This window comes from Streptomyces coelicoflavus (assembly GCF_045041415.1).
Taxonomy (GTDB): Bacteria; Actinomycetota; Actinomycetes; order Streptomycetales; family Streptomycetaceae; genus Streptomyces; species Streptomyces coelicoflavus.
The window spans coordinates 2962370-2984406 of record NZ_CP108218.1 but is presented as its reverse complement, the minus strand read 5'-3'; the positions used below and the strand labels follow the sequence as shown (position 1 = coordinate 2984406).

The 22037-nt window shown below is 69.1% G+C and carries 12 protein-coding genes and 1 tRNA gene; 10 read left to right on the top strand and 3 right to left on the bottom strand.

The features are described 5' to 3' along the window. Positions 1 to 57: 57 nt before the first annotated feature. Positions 58 to 1806, bottom strand: a complete 1749-nt coding sequence (locus OHA99_RS12980; protein ID WP_405695825.1) for a DUF6119 family protein — start codon at positions 1804 to 1806, stop codon at positions 58 to 60. A 352-nt stretch (positions 1807 to 2158) separates the two neighbouring features. On the opposite strand from OHA99_RS12980, the gene OHA99_RS12975 reads away from it, so the two are divergent. The 7 genes from OHA99_RS12975 to OHA99_RS12945 all read left to right on the top strand — a co-directional run bounded on the left by OHA99_RS12975 (position 2159) and on the right by OHA99_RS12945 (position 13444). Next, a complete protein-coding gene (locus OHA99_RS12975) occupies positions 2159 to 4324 on the top strand; it encodes a hypothetical protein (protein ID WP_405695823.1) in 2166 nt (721 codons plus the stop codon). 17 nt (positions 4325 to 4341) lie between these two features. After that, the gene (locus tag OHA99_RS12970) at positions 4342 to 5982 is read left to right on the top strand and encodes a type I restriction-modification system subunit M (RefSeq protein ID WP_405695822.1); all 1641 of its coding nucleotides are present in this window, start codon (positions 4342 to 4344) and stop codon (positions 5980 to 5982) included. Next, positions 5924 to 7144 (top strand): restriction endonuclease subunit S, encoded by a 1221-nt coding sequence (locus OHA99_RS12965; RefSeq protein WP_405695820.1) that lies wholly within the window; start codon positions 5924 to 5926, stop codon positions 7142 to 7144. The genes OHA99_RS12970 and OHA99_RS12965 overlap by 59 nt, the downstream gene beginning before the upstream one ends. After that, the gene (locus OHA99_RS12960) at positions 7141 to 10455 is read left to right on the top strand and encodes a type I restriction endonuclease subunit R (RefSeq protein WP_405695818.1); all 3315 of its coding nucleotides are present in this window, start codon (positions 7141 to 7143) and stop codon (positions 10453 to 10455) included. Before OHA99_RS12965 ends, OHA99_RS12960 begins: the two co-directional genes overlap by 4 nt. A gap of 226 nt (positions 10456 to 10681) precedes the next feature. Next, positions 10682 to 10867, top strand: coding sequence for a hypothetical protein (locus OHA99_RS12955; RefSeq protein ID WP_114038962.1), 186 nt, complete (start codon positions 10682 to 10684; stop codon positions 10865 to 10867). Continuing rightward, complete coding sequence (locus OHA99_RS12950; RefSeq protein WP_405695817.1) at positions 10864 to 12270, top strand: N-6 DNA methylase; 1407 nt, start codon at positions 10864 to 10866, stop codon at positions 12268 to 12270. Before OHA99_RS12955 ends, OHA99_RS12950 begins: the two co-directional genes overlap by 4 nt. Continuing rightward, positions 12251 to 13444: a hypothetical protein gene (locus tag OHA99_RS12945; protein WP_405695815.1), complete on the top strand. Its 1194-nt coding sequence runs from the start codon at positions 12251 to 12253 to the stop codon at positions 13442 to 13444. The genes OHA99_RS12950 and OHA99_RS12945 overlap by 20 nt, the downstream gene beginning before the upstream one ends. Before the next feature lie 123 nt (positions 13445 to 13567). Here OHA99_RS12945 and OHA99_RS12940 read toward each other — a convergent pair. Beyond that, positions 13568 to 13641: transfer RNA gene (locus OHA99_RS12940), tRNA-Arg, on the bottom strand. Between the two features lie 518 nt (positions 13642 to 14159). On the opposite strand from OHA99_RS12940, the gene OHA99_RS12935 reads away from it, so the two are divergent. After that, a complete protein-coding gene (locus OHA99_RS12935) occupies positions 14160 to 16343 on the top strand; it encodes a DEAD/DEAH box helicase (RefSeq protein WP_405695813.1) in 2184 nt (727 codons plus the stop codon). Positions 16344 to 16472: 129 nt separating this feature from the next. Here OHA99_RS12935 and OHA99_RS12930 read toward each other — a convergent pair whose 3' ends face one another. Then, the gene (locus OHA99_RS12930) at positions 16473 to 19316 is read right to left on the bottom strand and encodes an AAA family ATPase (RefSeq protein WP_405695811.1); all 2844 of its coding nucleotides are present in this window, start codon (positions 19314 to 19316) and stop codon (positions 16473 to 16475) included. 196 nt (positions 19317 to 19512) lie between these two features. On the opposite strand from OHA99_RS12930, the gene OHA99_RS12925 reads away from it, so the two are divergent. Both OHA99_RS12925 and OHA99_RS12920 read left to right on the top strand, forming a co-directional pair. Beyond that, positions 19513 to 20436, top strand: coding sequence for an MBL fold metallo-hydrolase (locus OHA99_RS12925; protein ID WP_405695810.1), 924 nt, complete (start codon positions 19513 to 19515; stop codon positions 20434 to 20436). Between the two features lie 76 nt (positions 20437 to 20512). After that, positions 20513 to 22006 (top strand): carboxylesterase/lipase family protein, encoded by a 1494-nt coding sequence (locus OHA99_RS12920; protein WP_405695808.1) that lies wholly within the window; start codon positions 20513 to 20515, stop codon positions 22004 to 22006. Positions 22007 to 22037 lie beyond the last annotated feature (31 nt).

Here is a 22037-nt window from a genome sequence, read left to right as displayed (position 1 = left end):
ACTCCTCGTTCGGATGAGAGATATAGAGGGCGTGTTTACGGCGAGAGTCCCGGGCGGCTACGCAGCCTCGTCGCGCATGGCGGACTGGGCCGACTCGCTTTCGACGCCGATGACTTCGACGGTCACGCCGCGAGCGGCGAGGGCCTTCGCGGTCTGGGCCAGGGTGATGGCGGAGAACGGGAAGAGGGAGTCCGGCGTGAGCTTGGCTCCGTCCTTCAGAAGGATCGCGAAGACGACGCGGCGCGGGGTGAAGTCCTCGGGGATGCTGCGGGCCGGATCGCTGTTGATGTGTACGGACCGGGCGAACTCCGCGCGTACGGCCGCGTTCTCGAAGAGGAGCTCAACGGAGACGCGCGCCTGGCTGAACAGGTGACTCAGCGGGCTTGAGGAGTGCGCGGGCTTCACGAGGACAAGAGTGTCGTCCTCGGTGAACAGGTCGCAGATCTCGACGGAGTTGCTTGCCCGAAAGGGGTTGTGGACATTCTTCTTGTCCAGGCAGACCCAGCCGCGACGGGCCTGGGCGGCCAGCTTGTTGTAGTCGCCTTCGTCTACGGGACGCATCACGCGCATACCCTTCTTGTTGAGCTTCTCGACGAGCGGCCAGCGGGGGAGATCGACGGAGGGCGCGTCGGGGAACAAGGGAGCCACGGTCTCGTTGACGCTGCGCAGGTAGCTCGCCCCGAGCTCGTACCACTCACCGTCGAGCAGACAGAACGTGCGGGAGCCGAGGGAGAAAGTGGCCTCGATCCACTTCATGGCGGTTTCCTTGGACAGGGCTTCCAGGGAGGCGGTGCGCGGGGCGAGCGCGGTCCGTGCGGAGAGCGTGTCACGAAACAGTTCGACGGTGCCCTGCCGGAGCGCCGTGACGCGGGCGCCTGCCTTGATCACACGGGCCCGCTCCAGGACGTAGTCGAGACTGAACTCGTCCCGGAGGTGGGGCGGGCAGGACCCGATCTTGATGGTGCAGGCGGTGGACCGGGGCAGGTCGGTGCTCTGGGAGAAGGGGACGGCGGTCATGATCCGGCCGTCTGCGGGACGGCCGAGCGTGGCGTCCAGTTCCGCGTCGAGCGCGTCGATGAGGGAAGGGTCCTTGACCGCGGTGATGTGCTCGACGAAGGCCAGGTCGGGGTGGGGAACGACGTGCTCGCAGATCGTGGCGATGGCGCGGATGTCCTTGATCAGTGTGGCGGGGGTGGTGCCGAGTTTGATACGGAGACCGATGCCGCCCTCCGCGGTCATGGCCCCGTTCCTGGTGCCGCTCCCTGCGGTGAGGTCGACTTCGTCGAGGTAGCCGCCGAGGTGGCGGATGATCCGCCCGTGGTCCCGGAGTCCGAGTGCCGGTACGGAGGCGCCGGCAGGGATCAGGGAACTGTCGATGCGCGCCTGGCCGAGGACGCTGGCAGTGAAGTCCCGCACCTGACGCGGGTTGATGGCGCGGATACCGAAGGACAGACCGAAGTGCGCGTCCTTGAGCTGGGCGGGGAGAAGCCGGTAGCCCTGGTCGAAGCCGATCGCGTACATCACGTCGTCGACGGCGAGCACGAGCAGTGCGCCGGTGCGCTGCTCGCTCTGCAGCAGGTCCGACTCGTCGGTGAGCCGGAGGATGTCCTTGCCCCAGGCGGCTTCCTCCTTCGCTACGGCGAAGGACACCGCGAGGGCGGGAACTCCCATGTGATCGCTGACGTCGCGCACGACCGCGTCCAGGGTGTCGAGGGCGTCGACGTCGAGGGCTTCGAGCATCGACTCAGGGGTCGCCTCGACGTGGGTCAGGCGGTACAGGGTGCGCTTCGACGCGGTGCTGGACACAGAGGTCTCCTGGGGCGAGGTTGCGGTGCGGTTCGGTAACACGAGCGGCCTTACGGGACGGGGGGTGTCGAGGCGGACAGAGGTGAGTGCCCGGCAAGGGAGCAGAGGTGCGGCGATGAGGACGCCGGTGCGGTCGGACTCGTATGGGGCTGGCGTCCCGGCGGGTGGTGCCGGGGTGATGGTGACGAAGGTGCCAGAAGATTGGATGTGAAATTGCTCAAGAACCTGATAACCCTGGTTATCAACCGTTGGCAAAGCTGGGAGCTCGACCGGCTGTAGCGTGTGAGGTGCCCTGGGAGAAACGTTCTCGACCGGGAGCACGAGGCAGTCTTCACGAAGGGAGCGGAACCGCATGGCTGGCACACGTGAAGCAACCGCTCCCATCCTGCCCGAGGAGATCTCCTGGCGGATCAGTTACGCCGAAATCGGGACCTTGGCCCAGGTCCAACGTCCCGTCGTCACCACCTGGGCCCGCCGGCACGCGGATTTCCCCGAGCCTGTCGCGTACGAGGGGGCCAGCCCGCTCTTCGACGGCCGTGAAGTCGCCGCATGGCTTCTGTCCACCGGCCGCGGCAATGCCGACGCCGGCCAGATCCGGGCGGAGCTGGTGCTGCACACCCTGTCCGCCTGGCGGCGCGCGATCCCCGCCCGCACCCTGGTCGACACAGTGACCGCACTGCTCTGCCTGCGTCAGCTCCTCGATGAACCGCTCGCCGACCTGCCCTGGCAGACGATCCTGGAGCGTGCCGCCGAGACCGACTTCGACGACACCTTCCTCCAAAGAGAGCTGCGGGACTTGCCGGACGCCGACCGTCAGGGCCCCCTGCTCGCCGTGCTCGCCGACCAGCTCACCGAGGCCGCCTACACCCCGGCCGAAGCGCTCGAACGGGTCATGGACGCACGCCGCCGCCTGGGCTGCGACGACCTCGCCGCCGATGAACCGATTCCGCTAGTGAGCCGGACGATGGCCCGCCTGACCGGCCTCGCGCGACTGAACGAACGCGAAGAAGGGGCAACGGCCGCCGTCCTCCATCCCCGGAGCGGCGATCTACTAGTCGCCCTGCGCGAATCCGTGTCCGATGCCGAGGATTCGCCTTTCTTCCTCTCCGCGGATCCGATGCCGGACCTGGTCCGGCTCGCCCGCCGCCGCCTCATGGCACAGGGCGTCCAGGAATTCGAGATGGACCTTGCCGACGGCGAGGAACTGGCCACGGAAGACTGGGGAAACCCGCACGTCATCGCCTGCTGCCTGCCCTATGAGGCGGCCGAGACCCGCAGCCCGCTCGCCGTCCTGCAAAGCCTGCAGGACCTCACCGACCTCCTTGCCGAGGACCGCACTGCCGTCGTCCTGGGACCCGCCGACGCGCTCGTCCGGCCTCTGCCCGCCCGCGGGGAAGCGGACCGTCTGCGCCGGGGCTTCCTGGAACAGCACCTCCTCAAGGCCGCGATCAGCCTCCCCGAAGGCGTACTCCCCTTCCGCCCGGCCCACCGCACCGCGATCTGGATCCTGCATCGCACCCCCGAAGACAAGCGCACCGGCCAGATCCTCCTCGCCGACCTCTCCTCACGCCCCCTCACCCCGCAGACCCTGGACGCGCTGGCCGAGGACATCGACATCTTCCGCGACGCCGGCTGGAGGGCGGACAGCCGTCACGAACCGCGCCACGCCGCCGTCGTCCGGGCCACCGCGCTGACCGGCGCACCCGGTGCCGCGTTCACCCCACAGCACCGCCCGCACGCCGACCGCTACACCCGCACCGTCGTCGAACGCCCGGCCCGCATCTCCGAGACCGAACTCCGCCTCCAGCAGCTGATCGACGCCACCCGCAGCGCCCTCGACCACGCGCCCACGATCCGCGCCAACGCCGTCCTGCGCCCCGACGACCAGCCGGCCCGCCGCACCACCGTGGCCCGCCTGCTCAAGGACCGCCGCCTGCGCCGACTGCCCGGCCACCGCATCGCCGCCGAACACCTCCTCACCGGTGGCGCGGGCCACTACACGGTCCTCACCCCGGCCGAGATCACCGGCAGCGCGCCGGTCGGCAGCCACCGCATCGACCGCGCCGTACTCCACACCACCTACGAGCACGCCTACTTCACCGAACGCGGCGACATCGTCGTCACCGCCACCCCGAGCTTCGGCGCGTACGTCGACGACGAGGGCCTGTCGGTGGTCGCCTTCCCCGCCCGCGTCCTGCGCGCACGGTCCGACGCCGAGCATCCCGTACGGCCCCGCGCCCTGGCGGCGCTCCTGCGCTCGGCGGCTACAGAACACCGGCGGGTGAGCGGCGCGGTCCGCTCCGCCCGCCGCATAGAGGACCTCCTCATCCCCGACCTCCCTGGCGACGAGGCCGAGCGTTACGACGCCCTCCTGGCCGACATCGCCCGCCGTACGGCCCTGCTGCGCCAGCACGCGGCGGCCCTCGACGACCTGACCTCCCTGACCGCCGCCGGCCTCGTCGACGGCACGCTGACCCTCACCGAACCCCCTCTCGTCCGACCCTCGTCCGACTCGTGAAGGAGACCCGAGCGCCCATGCCTCCCCGGAAGAAGCCCGCCGACCAGGCGGAGCTGTTCACCGCCTCCACACCCAAGGAGATCCAGGCCATCCTCTGGAAGGCCGCCGACAAGCTGCGCGGCTCCATGGACGCCAACCAGTACAAGGAGTTCGTCCTCGGCCTGATCTTCCTCAAGTACGTCTCCGACGCCTTCGAGGAACGCCGCGAACAGCTCGCCAAGGAGCTCGCGGAGGAAGGCATCGCCGAAGACCGCCTGGAGGAGTTCCTGGAGGACCAGGACGAGTACACCGGGCACCACGTCTTCTGGGTCCCCGAGAGCGCCCGCTGGTCCTCGATCTCCGCCAACGCCAAGAGCGGCACCGTCGGTGAAGTCCTCGACCAGGCGATGGACGCCATCATGAAGGCCAACCCGTCGCTGACCGGCGTCCTCCCCAAGATCTTCAACAAAGACAACGTCGACAAGAAGCGCCTGGCCGAACTCGTCGACCTCATCACCGACGCCCGCTTCGGCGGCAGCGACGACAAGCCCGCCCAGGACGTCCTCGGCGAGGTCTACGAGTACTTCCTCGGCAACTTCGCGCGTGCCGAAGGCAAGCGGGGCGGCGAGTTCTACACCCCGAGCAGCGTCGTCCGCCTCCTTGTGGAGGTCCTGGAACCGTACGAGGGCCGCGTGTACGACCCGGCCTGCGGCTCGGGCGGCATGTTCGTCCAGGCCGCCAAGTTCATCGAGGCCCACCGGGGCCGCGGCCACAAGGCTGACATTTCTGTCTACGGCCAGGAGCTCAATGAGCGCACCTGGCGCCTGGCCAAGATGAACCTCGCCATTCACGGCATCGACGGCAACCTCGCCGCCCGCTGGGGCGACACCTTCGCCGATGACAAGCACCCCGACCTCAAGGCCGACTACGTCATGGCCAACCCGCCCTTCAATATCAAGGACTGGGCGCGCAACGAGTCGGATGCGCGGTGGAAGTACGGCGTCCCGCCGAGGGGTAACGCCAACTACGCCTGGCTCCAGCACATGATCAGCAAGCTGGGGGAGCGGGGGACGGCGGGCGTCGTCCTTGCCAACGGCTCGATGAGCAGCCAGCAGAGCGGCGAGGGCGAGATCCGGCAGGCGCTGGTGGACGGGGACATGGTGGCGTGCATGGTCGCCCTGCCGGCCCAGCTGTTCCGGACGACGGCGATCCCGGCTTGTTTGTGGTTCCTGGCGAAGGACAAGTCGCCGGGGGGTGTGAAGGGGCAGAAGGCTGCGGCTGCGGATCGTCGGGGCGAGATCCTGTTCATCGACGCCCGGGACATGGGCGAGATGGTCGACCGTACGGAGCGCGTTCTGACGGAGGTCGACCTCGCGAAGATCGCCGGGACGTACCACGCGTGGCGGGGGACTACGAGCGCGAAGAATTCGGGAGAGACGTACGCGGACGTGCCGGGGTTCTGCGCCAGCGCGGACCTAAAGACAGTGCAGGAGCACGGGTATGTGCTCACGCCAGGACGATACGTCGGGGCGGCTGAGGTCGACGATGAAGGGGCTGAAGCGGTGCCGGACAGAATCGCTCGCCTGACGGGGGAGCTGTACGCGCTGTTCGACATGTCCCGTGAACTTGAGGACAGCGTACGGAAGCAGCTCGGGAGGGTTGAAAGTGACTACTCGTGAAGTTCCTTTCTCGGACCTGCTGAGCTTCGTGGTCGATAACAGGGGGCGTACGTGTCCTACCACCGATGAGGGTATCAAGCTCATTGCAACGAATTGCATCAGCGATGAGGCTCTTTACCCTCGCTACGAGAAGGTTCGGTACGTCTCGCAGGAGACTTACGACGGATGGTTTCGGGCGCACCCCGAACCGGGGGACCTGATCTTTGTGTGCAAAGGATCTCCGGGGAGAGTGGCTCTCACTCCGGATCCCGTGGATTTCTGCATTGCGCAGGACATGGTCGCCGTTCGCCCGGACGCCTCGAAAATCGATCCGCTCTACTTGTTCGCTATTCTCCGGTCGCCTGAGATTCGAAACAGGATCGAAAATCTGCATGTGGGGACAATGATTCCCCATTTCAAGAAGGGTGATTTTCATAAGCTGATGATTTCGGTCCCCGAGCGCGGGGTGCAGGAGGGTATTGGTGAGATCTATTACGAGATCTCGCGAAAGATCGCCGTCAATGAGCGCGTCTCGGCTACTGCCGATGCTCTCTCTCGCGTGCTCTTCGGTGAAGCTTTGCTGAAGTCAGCCGATGGATTTAGCGATCAGCCTCTGTCGGCTGTGGCTGAGTTCATCAATGGACGAGCTTATACGAAGGGTGCCACCGGCACGGGGCGCATGGTTGTGCGGATTGCTGAAATCAACAGTGGTCCGGGGGGCTCTACGGTTTACAACGAAATCGACGTTCCAGATCGGCATTTGGCTCGCCCTGGAGACTTGCTGTTCGCGTGGTCTGGCTCATTGACTGCTGCGCGATGGTTTCGACCCGAAGCGATCATTAATCAGCACATTTTCAAGTGTATTCCAAGGGATGGGTATCCGATTTGGCTGGTGAGTCAGCTAGTGCATCGGAAGTTGGATGAGTTCCGTTCAATCGCTGCCGACAAGGCAACCACGATGGGGCACATTCAGCGCAGGCACTTGGATGAGCCTGTACCGGTTCCGGGCCCCGAGGCTTTGGGGGCTCTGGATGGCGTAATCAGCCCTCTCTGGGAGCGCGCGCTGGTAGCTGAACAAGAGTCTCTGAGCCTCGCCACCCTCCGCGACACCCTCCTCCCCCAACTCATGTCCGGCCGCCTCCGCGTCAAGGACGCCGAGAAGATTGTCGAGGACCACGTATGACCACGCACGGGAACGACAACGGCAGCAGCGACACCCCCACCCCCGACAACTTCCGCCTCCTCGAAATCGACTGGGAGTTCCTCGCCCTCGAAGAGATCGTGGAGCTCGACTGGCCGAAGGCCGAGGGCAATGAGCTCGCGCCCGGCTCCGGCCACCGCCGGTCCTGGGACGACCTGATCCTCTACTCCGATCTCCGCGAGGCCATCGAGAGGCTCAACCCTGCCCTCCCCCCGGAGGCCGTCCGTGAGGCCCTCGCGACTGCCGTGACCCCGACCTCCCAGGATACGTACGAGGAGAACCGGACCGCGCACGGCTACCTGACCGACGGCGTCCACTCCGTCACGTACACCGACGCGCTCGGCGCCGAGCACACCCCGACCGTCCGGATCGTCGACCTGGAGCACGCGGACGCGAACACATACCGCGCCGTCCGCCAGGTGACCGTGATCAACGGTGAGCGCAACCGCCGCTTCGACCTCGTCCTGTACGTCAACGGGCTTCCGCTCGCCGTCATCGAGCTCAAGCGGGCCGGCGACCCGAACGCCACCCTGGCCGCCGCGCACACCCAGATCCAGCACTACGTCGAGGAGTTCCCGACCGCCTTCCGCTACAACGCGGTCGTGCTGCTCTCCGATGGGATCACCGCGAAGTACGGCACGCCCTTCACCCCGTACGAGCACTTCGCCCCGTGGAACACCGACGAGTTCGGCGCCCGCGTGGACACCGTGGACGCTGCCGCCGTCCACGCCGACGCCGATGCCGACGTTCCGACCGGCCAGGACCTGGCCCTGCACGGCCTGTTCACCCAGCCCCGCTTCCTCTCCCTCGTCCGGTCCTTCATCAACTTCGTGCCGGCCAAGCGCATGAAGCGGATCGCGAAGCCGCACCAGTACTTCGCGGTCACCCGCGCGGCTGACGCCGTGCGCCGCGCCGCCGCGACCGACGGCAAGGCCGGCGTGGTCTGGCACACTCAGGGCTCGGGCAAGTCCGAGGAGATGGTGCTGACCACCAACCTCGTCATGCGTGATCCCGCCCTGCACAACCCCACCGTGGTGGTCGTCACCGACCGCACCGACCTCGACGACCAGCTCTTCGACACGTTCAAGGAGAGCGAGGTCCTCCCGGAACAGCCCCACCAATTCCTCAACCGCGCCGCACTCCGCGAAGAGCTTGCCGCCAAGCGCACCGGCGGCATCCTCTTCACCACCCTGCAGAAGTTCGGCCGCACCAAGCAGGAGAAGGAATCTGGGACCGACCACCCGCTCCTCTCCGAGCGGCGCAACATCGTCGTCTTGGTCGACGAGGCCCACCGCAGCCACTACGACCACCTCGACGGCTACGCCCGCCACCTGCGCGACGCGCTCCCGCACGCCACGCTCCTCGCCTTCACCGGCACCCCGATCTCCGAGGCCGACCGCAACACCCGCGAGGTCTTCGGCGACTACATCGACACCTACGACCTCAAGCGGGCCGCCGACGACGGCGCGACCGTGAAGGTCTACCACGAGAGCCGCGTTGTCCAGCTCGTCCTCGACCGCGACGTCGACCCCACGGCCATCGACACCGAGGCCGACCGCATCACCGACGGCCTGGACGACACCGAGCGCACCCGCGTCGAGCAGGCCGTCGCCACCATGAACGCCATGTACGGCGCCCCCGCCCGGATACGCGACCTGACCCGGGACCTGGTCGAACACTGGGAAGCGCGCCGTGCGGCGATGCTGCCCTTCGTCGCGGACGCCGACGACGCACCCGGCGGAGCCCCCGGCAAGGCGATGCTCGTCTGCGCCACCCGCGAGATCTGCGTCCGCGTCTACGACGCCCTGCGCGAACTGCGCCCGGACTGGCACACGGACGACCACACCACCGGCGCCATGAAGATCGTCTACTCCTCGGACTCCCGCAAGGACTCCGACGAACTGCGCGCCCACGCCCTGCGCGACTCCCAGCGTAAGGCCGTCATCAACCGCGCCAAGGACCCCGAGGACGAACTCCAGCTCCTCATCGTCAACAACATGCTCCTGACCGGCTTCGACGCGCCGCCCATCCACACCATGTACCTGGATCGGCCGCTGCGTGGCGCCGGCCTGATGCAGGCCCTGGCCCGCGTCAACCGCCGCTTCCGCAAGAAGGAGGAGGGCCTCCTCGTCGGCTACGCCCCCCTCACCGAGAACCTCCAGAAGGCCATCGCCGAGTACTCCGCCGACGACCAGGCCGACCGGACCCTCGGCCAGGACATCGACCGCGCCCTGGACGAACTCCGCAACGAGTACGACATCCTCGACCAGATGCTCCGCGGCTGGAACTGGCGCGAACGCCTCTCCCGCCCCGACGCGAAAGCCTTCGTCAAAGCGGCCTACACCACCGCCGAGTACCTCCGCAGCCCCGCCACCCCGGGCAACAACCCCGACCAGCTCGACGACCCGAACCAGACCCTCAGCCGTCGCTTCCGCGAACACGGCTACCGCCTGGAACGCTTCTTCGCCCTGGCCGGCTCCTCCGCCGACATCTCCTCCCGGTTCACCGACCAGCCGTACTGGAAGCGCGACATCCAGTTCCTCGTCGAGGTCCGTACGTACATGGCGAAGCTCGACGCCATGGACCGCGAGGCCCAGGGCCTGCCCGTCGCCCGCGACGTCGCCCTCTACCTCTCCCAGCTCACCTCCGCCGTCGTGGAGACCGGCGGCATCACCGACCTCTTCTCCGAGGCCGGGCTGGACAAGGCCGACCTCACCCACCTCAATGACGCCCTCGTCGGCCGCCTGCAGAACAGCGAAACCCCGCACTTGGCCGCCGAAGCCCTGCGCCGCCTCGTCGAGCAGAAGATGCGCGAGCAGACCCGGCACAACATCGTCCGCCAGACCGCGTTCTCGGAGCGCCTCCAGGACCTGATGACCCGCTACATGCGTCAGCAGCTCACCAGCGCCGAGATCATCGCCCAGCTGGTGGAACTGGCCAAGACGGTCGCGGAGGACGCCCGGCGAGGCGAGAAGTTCACCCCGCCGCTGGGCGACGACGAACTCGCCTTCTACGACGCGGTCGCCGACCTCGGCAGCGCCCGCGACCTCATGGGCGACGAGATCCTCTCCGGCATCGCCCGGGACCTCGTGGTCCAGGTCCGCAAGAATCTCAAGAAGGACTGGATCGCCCGCGAGCCCGTCCGGGCCAGGCTCCGCGCCACCATCAGGCGCCTCCTGGCTCGCCACGGCTACCCGCCGGAGCAGTCCAAGGAAGCGATCGACCTGGTGATCCGCCAGATGGAACACTTCGCCGACAAGTGGTCCCAGGACGGCTCGGCTGCCGACGCATAGCCCTCGCTCATATCGCTCCTGGCCCCGGCAAGCGTCTGTTTGCCGGGGCGGTCGTCTGCCCGACCGGATGTCCTTCGCGGGGTCGGCAGGGGCTGCGCCCGACCGCCTTACGGCAAAAAGCAAATTCCCGTGCTGCGAGACGTGAGGTGCGTCAGGCCACTACTTTCAAGTCCGCGGAACGAACCGCAGAACTGCTAACTGCTGGTGGAACCGAGGGAGTTGTGGCATGTCGCAGCGAGCGCTGCTGTTGGTGGTGGTCGTCCTGGCGTCCGTGGTGGTGGGGCTCGTGGCCGGCATCCTCGATTTCGTTGGCGCGGGAGAGGTCGTCACGGCCATCCAGAACGGTGGTGCCGCCTGCGGAGCCACTGTTCTCATCGGGCTGGCGGTCGTCTCCTGGCTGAGGTCGTCGTGACCCAGGAGGAATGGGCGAACGAAGAGGGGCGGCTGAAGTACCGGCGAGTGCTGCGGGCCGTCGAGAAGCTACGCAGCGTCGCCGATGCCGCGACGACGTACCGGCTTGCCTTTCAAGTGGTCTACCTTCACTGCTGGTCCCGCCATGGATCACTGGCGGAGGTGGACCGGTTGTGGGGGCCGGGTTCGGAGTCAGCGGGGGCCAGGCTCGGCGCAGTGTGGCCGCGTACGCCCGTTGCTCGCGCCCACAGCCTTCCTGCGTATCGCGACGAAGGTGTGAGCCGTCCCTTCGAGCTCATCGACCCGGCCCTCCGTGAGCTGATCGCGGAGGTGCGACAGCTGGATCCGGACCCGAGGCTCCTTGACGTGTTCCTCGACACGTACTCGACACGCTATGCGCGTGGCGATGACTACTTCACGTCAAACGACCTGGCGTACCTCTTCGCGGGGCTGGCCGCTCCCCGAGGAGGCGAGATTGTTCGGGACCCGGTGTGCGGCAGCGGGCGACTGCTGCGCGCCGCCGCACACCGGGCTCGGGCACAGGGGGGTGAAGTGCGCGTGTCCGGTGCGGATATCAACCGGACGGCGCGTTACGCCGCAGCCGTCAACCTCGCCCTGCACGGATTCCATGCCGACCTCGGCAAGGAAGGAGCTGACACCCTCAGGGCCGGCACTTCACCGATACCGGCCGATGTGATCGTCGCCAACCCTCCCGTGAACCAGCGGGACTGGGGGCACGGTGAGCTGAAGGAAGACTGGCGGTGGACCCTGGGGGTGCCACGTCCAGGTAACGCGAACTTCGCCTGGGTCCAGCACATCCTTGCCGATCTCACGCCACAAGGACGGGCCGTCGTTCTGCTGTCTTCCGGCGCGGCGCACAGCAGCAACAGCACCGACGGACTGATCCGCCGTGGGCTGCTGGAGAACGGTCTGGTCGTGGGAGTCGTGGCCTTGCCGACGTGGCTCTTTCCGCACGCCAGCGCGAGCACGGCGCTGTGGCTTCTGGCCAAAGGGGAGCGGCCGCACTCCGATCAGGTGTTGTTCGCGGATGCAGGGAAACTGCCAGCAGCGAAGAAGGGGCAGCGGCGCCACTTCGCAAAGGACTCGGCCGAACGCCTGCTGCAGATCTTCGGTGAATGGCAGGGACTTCGACGCCGTGAGGGCGAGGGGGACCCTGAATCCGTCCCATGGTGCCGTGCGGCGAGGTACGAGGAAATCGCTGAGGCGGGCTTCGATCTGACTCCCGCACGCTACGTACGGAACGGGGGCACCGCGCAGTTGCATTCAAATGACGGAGACCGGAACCGGAAGGCCGAGCTGTATGAGTGCATGGATCGTAGCGCCGCAGCCAGGAACCGAGTCCGTGATGCCCTGGAGAGCAGGCATGACTACAGAATCGGATGATGTCCCCACTCCGTGGTCCGTCGTTGAGTTGCGTGAGTTCCCTGGGGTCGAGTACGCCGCCTACGGAATTGCGCGACAGCAGAAGGCAGCCGGCGGAATCCCGATGATCCGCGCCACAGAGATCGTCGAGGGAGGTGTGCACGTCCAGGAGTTTACATTTGTGCCTCCCGATGTGGCCAGACGCCACCCACGCAGCACGCTGAGGTCTGGGGACCTCCTTGTCGTGCTCGTGGGGCGTGTGGGGGAGGCAGCAGTTGCAGGGGAGGAGCACGCAGGATGGAATGTCGCCAGGTCGCTCGCGGTCGTCCGCTGGACACCAGAGGGCCGCGCCCAACAATGGGATCTGTGGCTTCGATGGTGGCTGAAGACCTCGCAGAGCCAGAGCTATCTCACGCTGTCCTCGTCGAACGCCGAGCACATGACCTTGCCTCTGCAGGCACTCAACCGACTTCCCGTGCCAGTGCCTCCAGCGCCGGTGCGGGAGAGGCTGCTTTCGCTGATCTCGCTTGCTGAGCGCAAGAATGCGTTGAACACCCGGATTGTGTCTTGCGCGACGGAACTAGCGGATGCGCACTTCATGGAGGCGCTGCAGACGTGCGGGCAAGGTCCCGCTACCGAGCGTGCAGTGGGCGAAGTGTGTCAGGTTACGGCTGGTGCAGCACAGTCTCTGGCGGACAGCGAACAGTCGGCTATGCCGTGGGTGTCTCCCCGCGAGGTACTGAACTGCAAGACAGTACATCTGGGTGCAGTGACTTCACGCACCGTGGCGCAAGCGGAGGTTGTATGCCCGTCCGGCAGCCTCTTGATCGCGCCCCGTCCCGGGGAGGTGCGGACCGTGCTCACTACTACCCCGGTAGTGCCAGGTCGGCGGACGCTCGCGATTTACACAGAGTCCGAGGTCGATCGGATGTGGTTGTTGCACTCGCTGCGTTACCGGAGGCGGGAGTTGACGGCCGTTACGCAGGGTGAGCAGGCCCGCGCGATGAGGCGCAAGGACTTTTCCCGTTACAAGATCCCCTGGCCGACCGATGCGGTGAGGCGGGACTTCGCCAAGCGTGCTGCTGCCCTGCACGACCTCGCCTACGCCTCCGCCAGGGAGCGACACGCGATGGAGGAGCTGGTGGTGCACGAGCTGGAGAAGGGGGGCCTGGCGCGTCTCACCTCGGCCAGCTGAATACCGAGCTGATCCACGTTGCTCCTCTCTGGAGCACGGAATCCAACGCTCTGAACGAACGGCGCAGTACCGCGCGCACCGCTTCTCCGCTGGCGGTCCGAGAGAGCCCTGACCAGCCATGTTTGGGTGCCACCGGCAGGACTCGAACCTGCCGCCAAGCGCTTAGAAGGCGCCTGCTCCACCCGCTGAGCTATGCAGGCTGACCTGCGACAGTGCGGAAGCTTCTGACTATGCCCCGCCAAACCGGAGGTATACGGGATCTGTGGACGCTCGCGCCGGCCTCGAGGTCTGGACGTGCATTCTGGGCGGCGGCCAGGCGTCGGAGCTGGCCGCTGACGTCCGGGGAGACCGCGAGTGAGCGCGAGCGCTGTGCTGCTCTGCGAGGTTCGGTGCGGTGGCACGAGTCTGATGTGGCGTTCGTAGAAGTTCCGCAGACTTCAGGCGTGTGCGGGCGCTTCCGGGGAGCGTTGGCGATCTTCGGTGTTCTTGTACTTTGTCGCGCATCCCGTGCTGGGATGGTGCTGGGATGCGCCTGCATTTCCGCAGGTCACGGCCTTGTGGTGGAGTTCAGGTTCAACGTCTGATGGGACGTGGACAACCGGCCTGACCTGCGAAAAAGCAGGTCAGGCCGCTGTGCGCCGCACAATGCTTGCGTGCCCCGGCCGGTGTCGGCGGTGGCAGTATGCGGGGACACAGCGAGAGGGGCCGGGGCGGAGTGGGTCGCAGCGAGCGGGAGGCGGTCGCGCGGGGAGGGCGACTGTACGAGGCGGCGCAGGCGGTGGTCGGCGACCACGGGCGGGCCGTCGAGGCGGTTCGGGCGGCGCTGAAGCCGATCTGCGACACGGCGGCGGAAGAAGCGCTGGATGCCATCCCATTGGCCCGGTTGAAAGAGGTCACCGAGGGTCGGCTGAGGCTCGGGGACGTCGAGAAGAGTGGCCTGCGATCGGTCCGGCAGGTACTCGACGCCGGCTCCTACCGGTTGCGGCAGATTCCTGGCGTGGGGCAGCGGACCGCCGATCAGGTCATCGCGGCGGCACGTCAGATAGCTGATGCCGTGGGGGAGACCATCGCCGTCCACATCGACGTGGATCGGCCGGAGCCGCGCACCACCTCACTGGTCATGGCCCTGCATGTGCTGGTGGAAGCAGGTCCCGACGCCCGGCGAGCCGTCGACACGGCCGCGACTCTTTCGGAGCGGCTCGGTCCGCTGCTGGCGGAGGCCAAGCCGGCCGTCGGACGGCTGCGGATGCTGCTGGTGCGGCAGGCAGGACGAGCTCGGGCGCTGGAGGCCGTTGCAGAGATCCGGACGCTGGTTGAGGAAGCAGCGCAAGGCGGTGTGCCGGAGCTGCTCGCACAGGCGTCGGTGGATCTGCTGCGCGGTACCTCGACCGAGGCTGCGGCCTGGGTCGACTTCGAGCTGCGTTCCGCCGAGTACTACAGCCTGCTCGCGGAGATCTCCGGCCGCAGCCCCGACACCGCGGCTGCCGAGGGGTTCCTGCCCGACGAAGTCGCCGAGCGGGTCCGCAACCAGATGCTCGACGACACGCACCGGCGGGTGTCGTTGCGCGGCTATCAGGCCTTCGGGGCGCGCTTTGCCCTGGCCCAGCGCAAGGTGATTCTTGGCGACGAGATGGGGCTCGGCAAAACCATCCAGGCCATCGCCGCCCTGGCTCATCTCGCAGCCGAGGGACAGACCCACTTCATGGTCGTCTGCCCGGCCAGCGTCCTGATCAACTGGACACGCGAAATCGAGGCCCGCAGCAGGCTGCGCGTGACGTCTCTGCACGGCCCCGACCGGCAGGAGGCGTTCGCCGACTGGAAGGGCCGGGGCGGCGTAGGAGTGACCACATTCGACGCCTTACGTGGTTTCCCGGCCCCCGGTGGCGGCGAGTTGGGGATGCTGGTCGTGGACGAGGCGCACTACGTGAAGAATGCCAAGACGCGTCGCTCCCAAGCCGTGACGGAATGGTCCGAGCACTGCGAACGTGTTCTCTTCATGACCGGTACACCCATGGAGAACCGAGTCGCCGAGTTTCGCAGCCTTGTGCGGATTCTCCAGCCCGACCTGGCAGAGGTCGTCGGCGACCGTGAGGGAGTGGCCGGTTCCAAGGCGTTCCGGAAAGCTGTCGCACCGGTTTATCTGCGCCGCAACCAGCAGGATGTTCTGACCGAATTGCCCGCGCTCCAGCACACCGACGAATGGGAGGAACTGAGTGCGTCGGACGAGGACGCCTACCGGGAGGCCGTGCGCGTCGGCAATTTCATGGCGATGCGCCGGGCGGCGTACGCGCGTCCCGAGAAGTCGGCCAAGCTGAGCCGGCTGCGCGAGATCGTCGAGGAGGCCGCCGAGAATGAGCTGAAGGTGGTGGTCTTCTCCAACTTCAGGGATGTCCTCGGAACCGTGAAGGACGCACTGCACGGCGCACCGGGCAACGGTGACGCTCAGGTGTTCGGTCCGATCTCGGGAAGCGTGTTACCCGCCCGCCGTCAGCAGTTGGTGGACGAGTTCGCCGCTGTGCCGGGTCACGCGGTACTGGTGGCGCAGATCCAGGCGGCCGGGGTGGGCCTCAACATGCAGGCCGCGTCCGTCGTCATCATCTGCGAGCCCCAGATCAAACCGACCATCGAACACCAGGCGGTGGCGCGGGCTCATCGCATGGGGCAGATACGTTCGGTCCGGGTGCACCGGCTGCTCGCCACCCGCGGAGTGGACGAGCGGATGGTGGAGATGCTGAAGAAGAAGACCCGCCTGTTCGACGCGTACGCGCGCCGCAGCGCGGTCGCCGAGTCGACGCCGGCCGCGGTCGACGTCTCGGACACCGCGATAGCCCGCCAGATAGTCGAGGAGGAGCAGGCGCGGCTGGGGGCGGTCCGCAGGGAGTCGGCGGGACACCCGTGAGCGACGGCCGGGACCAGTGCACGCCAACCAGGACTGGCCTGGTCAGGTCGTTGCTCTGACGCCCGCCCAGGTTGGACGTCCCCCAGTCCCCCGGGCACCGGGTCCAGGCACGCTCCCCGGCAGTGCGCTTCACCGTGCGGCCGGTGCGCCGGCTCCGCTGTGCCGGTCCGGCGGGCGCGGCCGCGTGTCGTCGACCACGTCGCGCAGTTGGGCGCGGGCGGTGATGCCCAGCCTGGGGAACACCCGGTAGAGGTGGGAGCCGACCGTACGCGGGGAGAGGAACAGTTTCTCCCCGATCTCGCGGTTCGTCAGGCCGCGGGCCGCGAGTCGGACGATCTGTTGCTGCTGGGGGCTGAGTTCGGTGAGCGCACCGGGTGCGGCACCGGACGCCTCGATGCCCGCGGCGCGCAGTTCCGCCTTCGTGCGTTCGATCCACGGTCGTGCGCCGAGCCGCCGGAACGTGTCGAGTGCTCCGGTCAGCAGCGGGCGGGCCTCTGCGATACGGCGCTGCCTGCGCAACCACTCGCCGTAGTCCAGCCGGGTCTGCGCCCGCTCGAAGGGCCACTGATCGCCCGTCTCGTCCGCGAGTGCCGCCCGGAAGTGCCGTTCGGCGTGCTCCGGGTCGGCCAGCAGGGCGCGGGCGCGCTCGACCAGGAGGGCGAGCCGTGCCGACATACCGGTGCCCAGGCGTCGCACCGACCGTTCCAGCAGTTCCGCGGCGGGTGCGCGCTCTCCCCGGCGGGCCGCCGCCGCGGCGAGTTCGGCCAGGACGGTGTAGGAGACGTGGTAGTGGACCGGGTCGCCGTCCTCGGTGAAGGCGGAGCGGAAGTGTGCGTACGCGGTGTCGTAGTCACCCTCAGCCACCGCCGCCATGCCCAGGGCACGGCGGGCGGCGACCGCGACGGAGCGGCTCTCCAGCGGATCGACGAGGGCCAGTGCCCGCTCGGCGTTCTCGCGTGCGTCGGCCGGCTCACCGAGCAGCGCCACCGCTGCCGCGTCGAGCGCTCGCGCACACGCCTCGGCGTGGTCCAGTCCGGACTGCGCGGCCACCGCCGCGATCTCGGCGGCCACCGAGCGGGCCTCGGCCCAGCGGCCCTGCTCCAGATAGGTCCAGCCGACGGCGCAGCCCAGACCGGCCGGCAACGGGCCGTGGGCCCGCCAACGGTCGGCCGCCTCGTCGAAGGCCCTGGCGGCCAGGGCAGTGCGGTCCAGCAGCCAGGCCACGACGGCGAGCGCGGTCAGCGTTCCGGCGTCGTGCCCGGCCTCGTCGATCAGCCGCGGCAGCGCCGGGGCGAGGGACGCTCCCGCGCCGGCGGGATCGGAGACGGCCCGCACCCAGGCGCCCAGCGCTCCACCCGTGGCGGTGTCCGGCAGGCCGGCGAGCAGGGTCTCGATCCGCTGCCGCTGGGACTCCTCGCCCGAGTAGTAGCGGACCACCGCTGCCGCGGCGAGGGCGTCCAGCAGCCGGGGCGACCGGGCGTCCGCCGCCTCGTCGGCGATGCGCGCCAGCAGCGCGAAGGCGGCCGTGTGGCGGGGACCCATGGTCATGAGCCGCCCCGCCGCCAGCGCGGCCCGGCTGATCAGCGCCGGGTCGTCACTGCGCCTGCGCACCTCGTCGGCCAGGTGTGCCACCCAGCCGAGCTGACCGGTGAAGACGGCCGTGTCCGCCGCGTCGGCCAGTAACCGCGCCTGGTCCGCGCGGCGCGGGCTGAGTTCCGCGGCGCGTTCCAGCGCGGCGGCGGCAGCCGCGTGACCGCCCCGGCGCCGGGCCCGGGCCGCCGTCTCCAGGAGCACCGCCGACACCTGTTCGTCGGGCCCCACGGTCGCGGCGGCGAGGTGCCATGCGCGGCGGTCGGGGTCGTCGCCCAGCAGCCGGGCGAGGGCGAGGTGCGCCTGCCGGCGTTCCCGGAAGGACGCGGTGTGGTAGACCGCCGAGCGGACGACGGGGTGACGGAAGGAGATCCCGGCGCTGTCCTGCCGTACGAGACCGGCTCGTTCGGCAGGTGCCCACGCCGTGCCGTCGGCCTCGGACGGGCCCCGTGCGGCCGCCGCCGCGTCCGCCGCGTCGGCGGCGGCGAGCAACAGCAGAGCGCGGCGGGTGGCTTCCGGCAGGTGGCTCACGCGGAGCGCGAAGAGGGCTTCCAGGCGGTCGGTGACGGGCAGCGGGCCCTCGACCGCGAGGTCTTCCGGCCGTCTGCCCGCGACGGCGCGGGACAGCTCGACCAGGGCCAGGGGATTGCCCGCCGCCTCCCGCAGAATCCGGACCCGGGTGCGGCCGGTGGGCGGCTCCGGCTGCTCGTCGAGCAGGCGGTTCGCCGCGTCACCGCTCAGGGGGCCGACCTCCAGGCGCGCGTACCCCTTGTCGAAACCGGGCAGCACGGCCGCGGCCCGCACGCCGAGCAGCAGCGTCACGGGCTCGCCGTCCAGGCGCCGCGCCAGGAAGGAGAGGACGTCGAGCGACGCGCGGTCCATCCACTGGGCGTCGTCGACCACCACGAGCAGCGGTGCTGCCGGCTCCGCCAGGTCCGACACCAACGTCAGCACCGCCAGGCCGACGAGCAGGGCATCGGGAGCCTCGGGGGCCTCGGCGTGTTCGGCCAGGCCCAGGGCCGCCCGGAGCGCGGAACGCTGCCGTGCCGGCAAGGCGTCCAGGTCGCCGAGGACCGGGCGGAGCAGCTGGTGCAGACCGGCGTACGCGAGACGCGCCTCGGACTCGCTGCCGACCGCCCTCAGCACCCGGTGGCCGGCGCCGCGCGTCCGCCGTACGGCGAGGTCGAGCAGCACGCTCTTGCCGGCACCGGGGCCGCCCTCGACGACCAGCACCGTGCCGCGGGACCGGTCGGCGGCGAGGCGCCCCATGATCTCCGCGGTCTCGCTCTCCCGGCCCACCACGGTCGGACCGGGATCCCCGGGCGCGCCCCGGCGATCTCCGGGCGCGTCCCGGCCCGCTCGGGCGCGTTCACCATGCTTCACGGATGCTCCAGGAACTGAGACAGCCCTGACGGCAACGTGGCGGTGCCGTGGCCGTATTCCTGCCGTCCCGCGGCCGGACACCACAGGTCGGGCGGAACCGGGTGCAGTCACATGACGCATACCGCGGCCCGCCACCCGCGACGCACCCTTGCGGAACAGGGGCGTTCGAGCCCGACCTTCTGCACTGGAGCACACCGTGGACACCATCACCCTGGGCGACGTCACCGTGACCCGGGTCCGGGAGTACTACGGTCCCGTCGACCTGACGCCCGAGGCGTTCGTCCCGGACAGCCCGGCCCGGGCGTGGGACACGCACCGTTCCTGGCTGGTCCCGGACTTCCTGGACGCCGGGACCCGGATCGTCAACTCGGCGATCCAGACCTGGGTCCTGCGCAGCGAGGGCAGGACCGTCCTGGTCGACACCGGCGTCGGCAACCACAAGGACCGGCCGTACGCGCCCGTGTGGAACCGCCTGGACACCGACTTCCTGGGCAACCTCGCCCGCGCCGGGGTGCGTCCCGAGGACGTCGACATCGTGATCAACACGCACCTGCACGTCGACCACGTCGGCTGGAACACCTACCTCGACGGGCGGACCTGGGTACCGACCTTCCCCAACGCCACCTACCTGATGGCCAGGGCGGACTTCGACTACTGGAACCCGGCCAACGAGATCAGGACCCGGCTCGGCCGGGGCAACCAGAACGTCTTCGAGGACAGCGTCGCCCCCGTGCACGAGGCCGGTCTCACCCGGCTGTGGGAGGGCAGCCACCGGATCGACGGCAACCTGCGCCTCGACCTCGCCCCCGGCCACACCCCCGGATCCTCCGTGCTGAGGCTGGAGTCCGGCTCCGACCGGGCCCTGTTCGTCGGCGACCTGATGCACAACCCGATCCAGATCGTCGAGCCCGACGCCAACAGCTGCTTCTGCGAGGACCCCGCCGAAGCCCGCGCCACCCGCCACCGGCTCCTGGGCTCGGCCGCCGACGGCAACGCCCTCGTCTTCCCCGCGCACCTCGGTGGCCACGGCGCCGCCGAAGTCGTACGCGATGGCGGCAAATTCGCCGTCAAGGGCTGGGCGCCCTTCGCCAAGTACGCCGAGTACACCGAGTCGGCCTGAAGTCCACGGAGCCCACGGCATCCACGGAGCCCACGGAATCCACGGAGCCCGCAGAATCCACGGAAGGACACGAGAGATGAAGCACCGCCCCGACCCCGTCGTCACCACCGCGCAGGGAGCCGTCCGCGGCCTGCGCCGGGGCGACACCCTCACCTTCCTGAACATCCCGTACGCCGCTCCGCTCCACGGCGCCGGCCGGTTCGCCCCGCCGCTGCCGCACGAGCCGTGGGACGGGGTACGGGACGCCACCGTGCCGGGACCCAACGCCCCGCAGTCCCAACGCAGGCTCGGCGACGTCGACATGACCCCCTACTTCGGCACCGGCTGGAGCCGGGGCGAGGACTACCTCACCGTCAACGTCTTCACGCCCGCCGCCGGCGGTGGTGACGCCCTGCCGGTGATGGTCTTCGTCCACGGCGGCGGCTTCGTCGCCGGATCGACGCGGGCCGCCCTGTACGACGGCTCCGCGTTCGCCCGGGACGGCGTCGTCCTCGTCACCCTCAACTACCGGCTCGGCATCGCCGGGTTTCTCGACCTGCCCGGGGCTCCCGCCAACCGCGGCCTGCTCGACGTCGTCGCCGCGCTGCGCTGGGTGCGGGAGAACATCTCCGCCTTCGGCGGCGACCCGCACCACGTCACCCTGTTCGGTCAGTCCGCCGGGGCGACCATCGTCGGCGGCGTCCTCGCCACCCCCGAGGCCGCCGGACTGGTCCGCCGGGCGATCGTGCAGAGCGGCAGCGGTCTGGGCGCGTTCACACCCGAGCAGGCCGCCCGCGTCACCGGGGCCGCGGCCGGGGCGCTGGGCGTGGAGCCCCACGCCGACGCCTTCGCCGGCCTCCCCGACGAGCGGCTCGTCGAGGCGGCATCCGGACTCGCGGGCCTCGACCTGCGAACCGGGACCCACCGCGATCCGCTGATCGGCCTCAGCCCCTTCAGCCTCGTCCTGGACACCCAGCCCGCCGTGTCCGTCGCCGCCGGTCTCGCCGCCGACGTCGACCTGCTCGTCGGCACCAACGCGGAAGAAGGCAACCTCTACCTGGTCCCGGTGGGCGCGTACGCCACCTCGACCGCCGCCGACGTCGACGAGGCCGCCGCCCGCGCGCACCCCGATCCGGTGCGGCTCGTCGAGACCTACCGAAAGTCCCGGCCCGAGGCGGGCTTCGCGGAGCTGCGCTCCGCCGTCATGGCCGACGCCCTGTTCGGCGCGGGCAGCCGCGCGCTGGCCGGCGCCCATGCGGCGCACCCGCGCTCCGGCACCTACGCCTACGAGTTCGCCTGGCGCTCCCACGCCCTGGACGGACGACTCGGCGCCACGCACACCGTGGAACTGCCCTTCGTCTTCGACCTCGCGGACCGGCCCGAACTCAACGGCCCGCACGCCCTGCTCGGCCCCGAGGAGGCCCCCGCGGACCTCGCCACGCGCGTCCACGAGACCTGGATCCGGTTCGCCCGGACCGGCGACCCCGGCTGGGACCCGTACGACACCGACCGCCGGGCGACCATGCGCATCGGCGCCGAGTGGACCCGGGTCGACGACCCCCGCAGCGAGGAGCGACGGGCCTGGAGCTGACCCGGCACTCACGTCATCGCCTGCAACTTCC

What these genes read in the sequence shown, in the direction of transcription:
- OHA99_RS12975 (WP_405695823.1), top strand. Translation starts at nt 2,159, where the DNA reads ATGGCTGGCACACGTGAAGCAACCGCTCCCATCCTGCCCGAGGAGATC.
- OHA99_RS12970 (WP_405695822.1), top strand. Translation starts at nt 4,342, where the DNA reads ATGCCTCCCCGGAAGAAGCCCGCCGACCAGGCGGAGCTGTTCACCGCC.
- OHA99_RS12960 (WP_405695818.1), top strand. Translation starts at nt 7,141, where the DNA reads ATGACCACGCACGGGAACGACAACGGCAGCAGCGACACCCCCACCCCC.
- OHA99_RS12955 (WP_114038962.1), top strand. Translation starts at nt 10,682, where the DNA reads ATGTCGCAGCGAGCGCTGCTGTTGGTGGTGGTCGTCCTGGCGTCCGTG.
- OHA99_RS12945 (WP_405695815.1), top strand. Translation starts at nt 12,251, where the DNA reads ATGACTACAGAATCGGATGATGTCCCCACTCCGTGGTCCGTCGTTGAG.
- OHA99_RS12920 (WP_405695808.1), top strand. Translation starts at nt 20,513, where the DNA reads ATGAAGCACCGCCCCGACCCCGTCGTCACCACCGCGCAGGGAGCCGTC.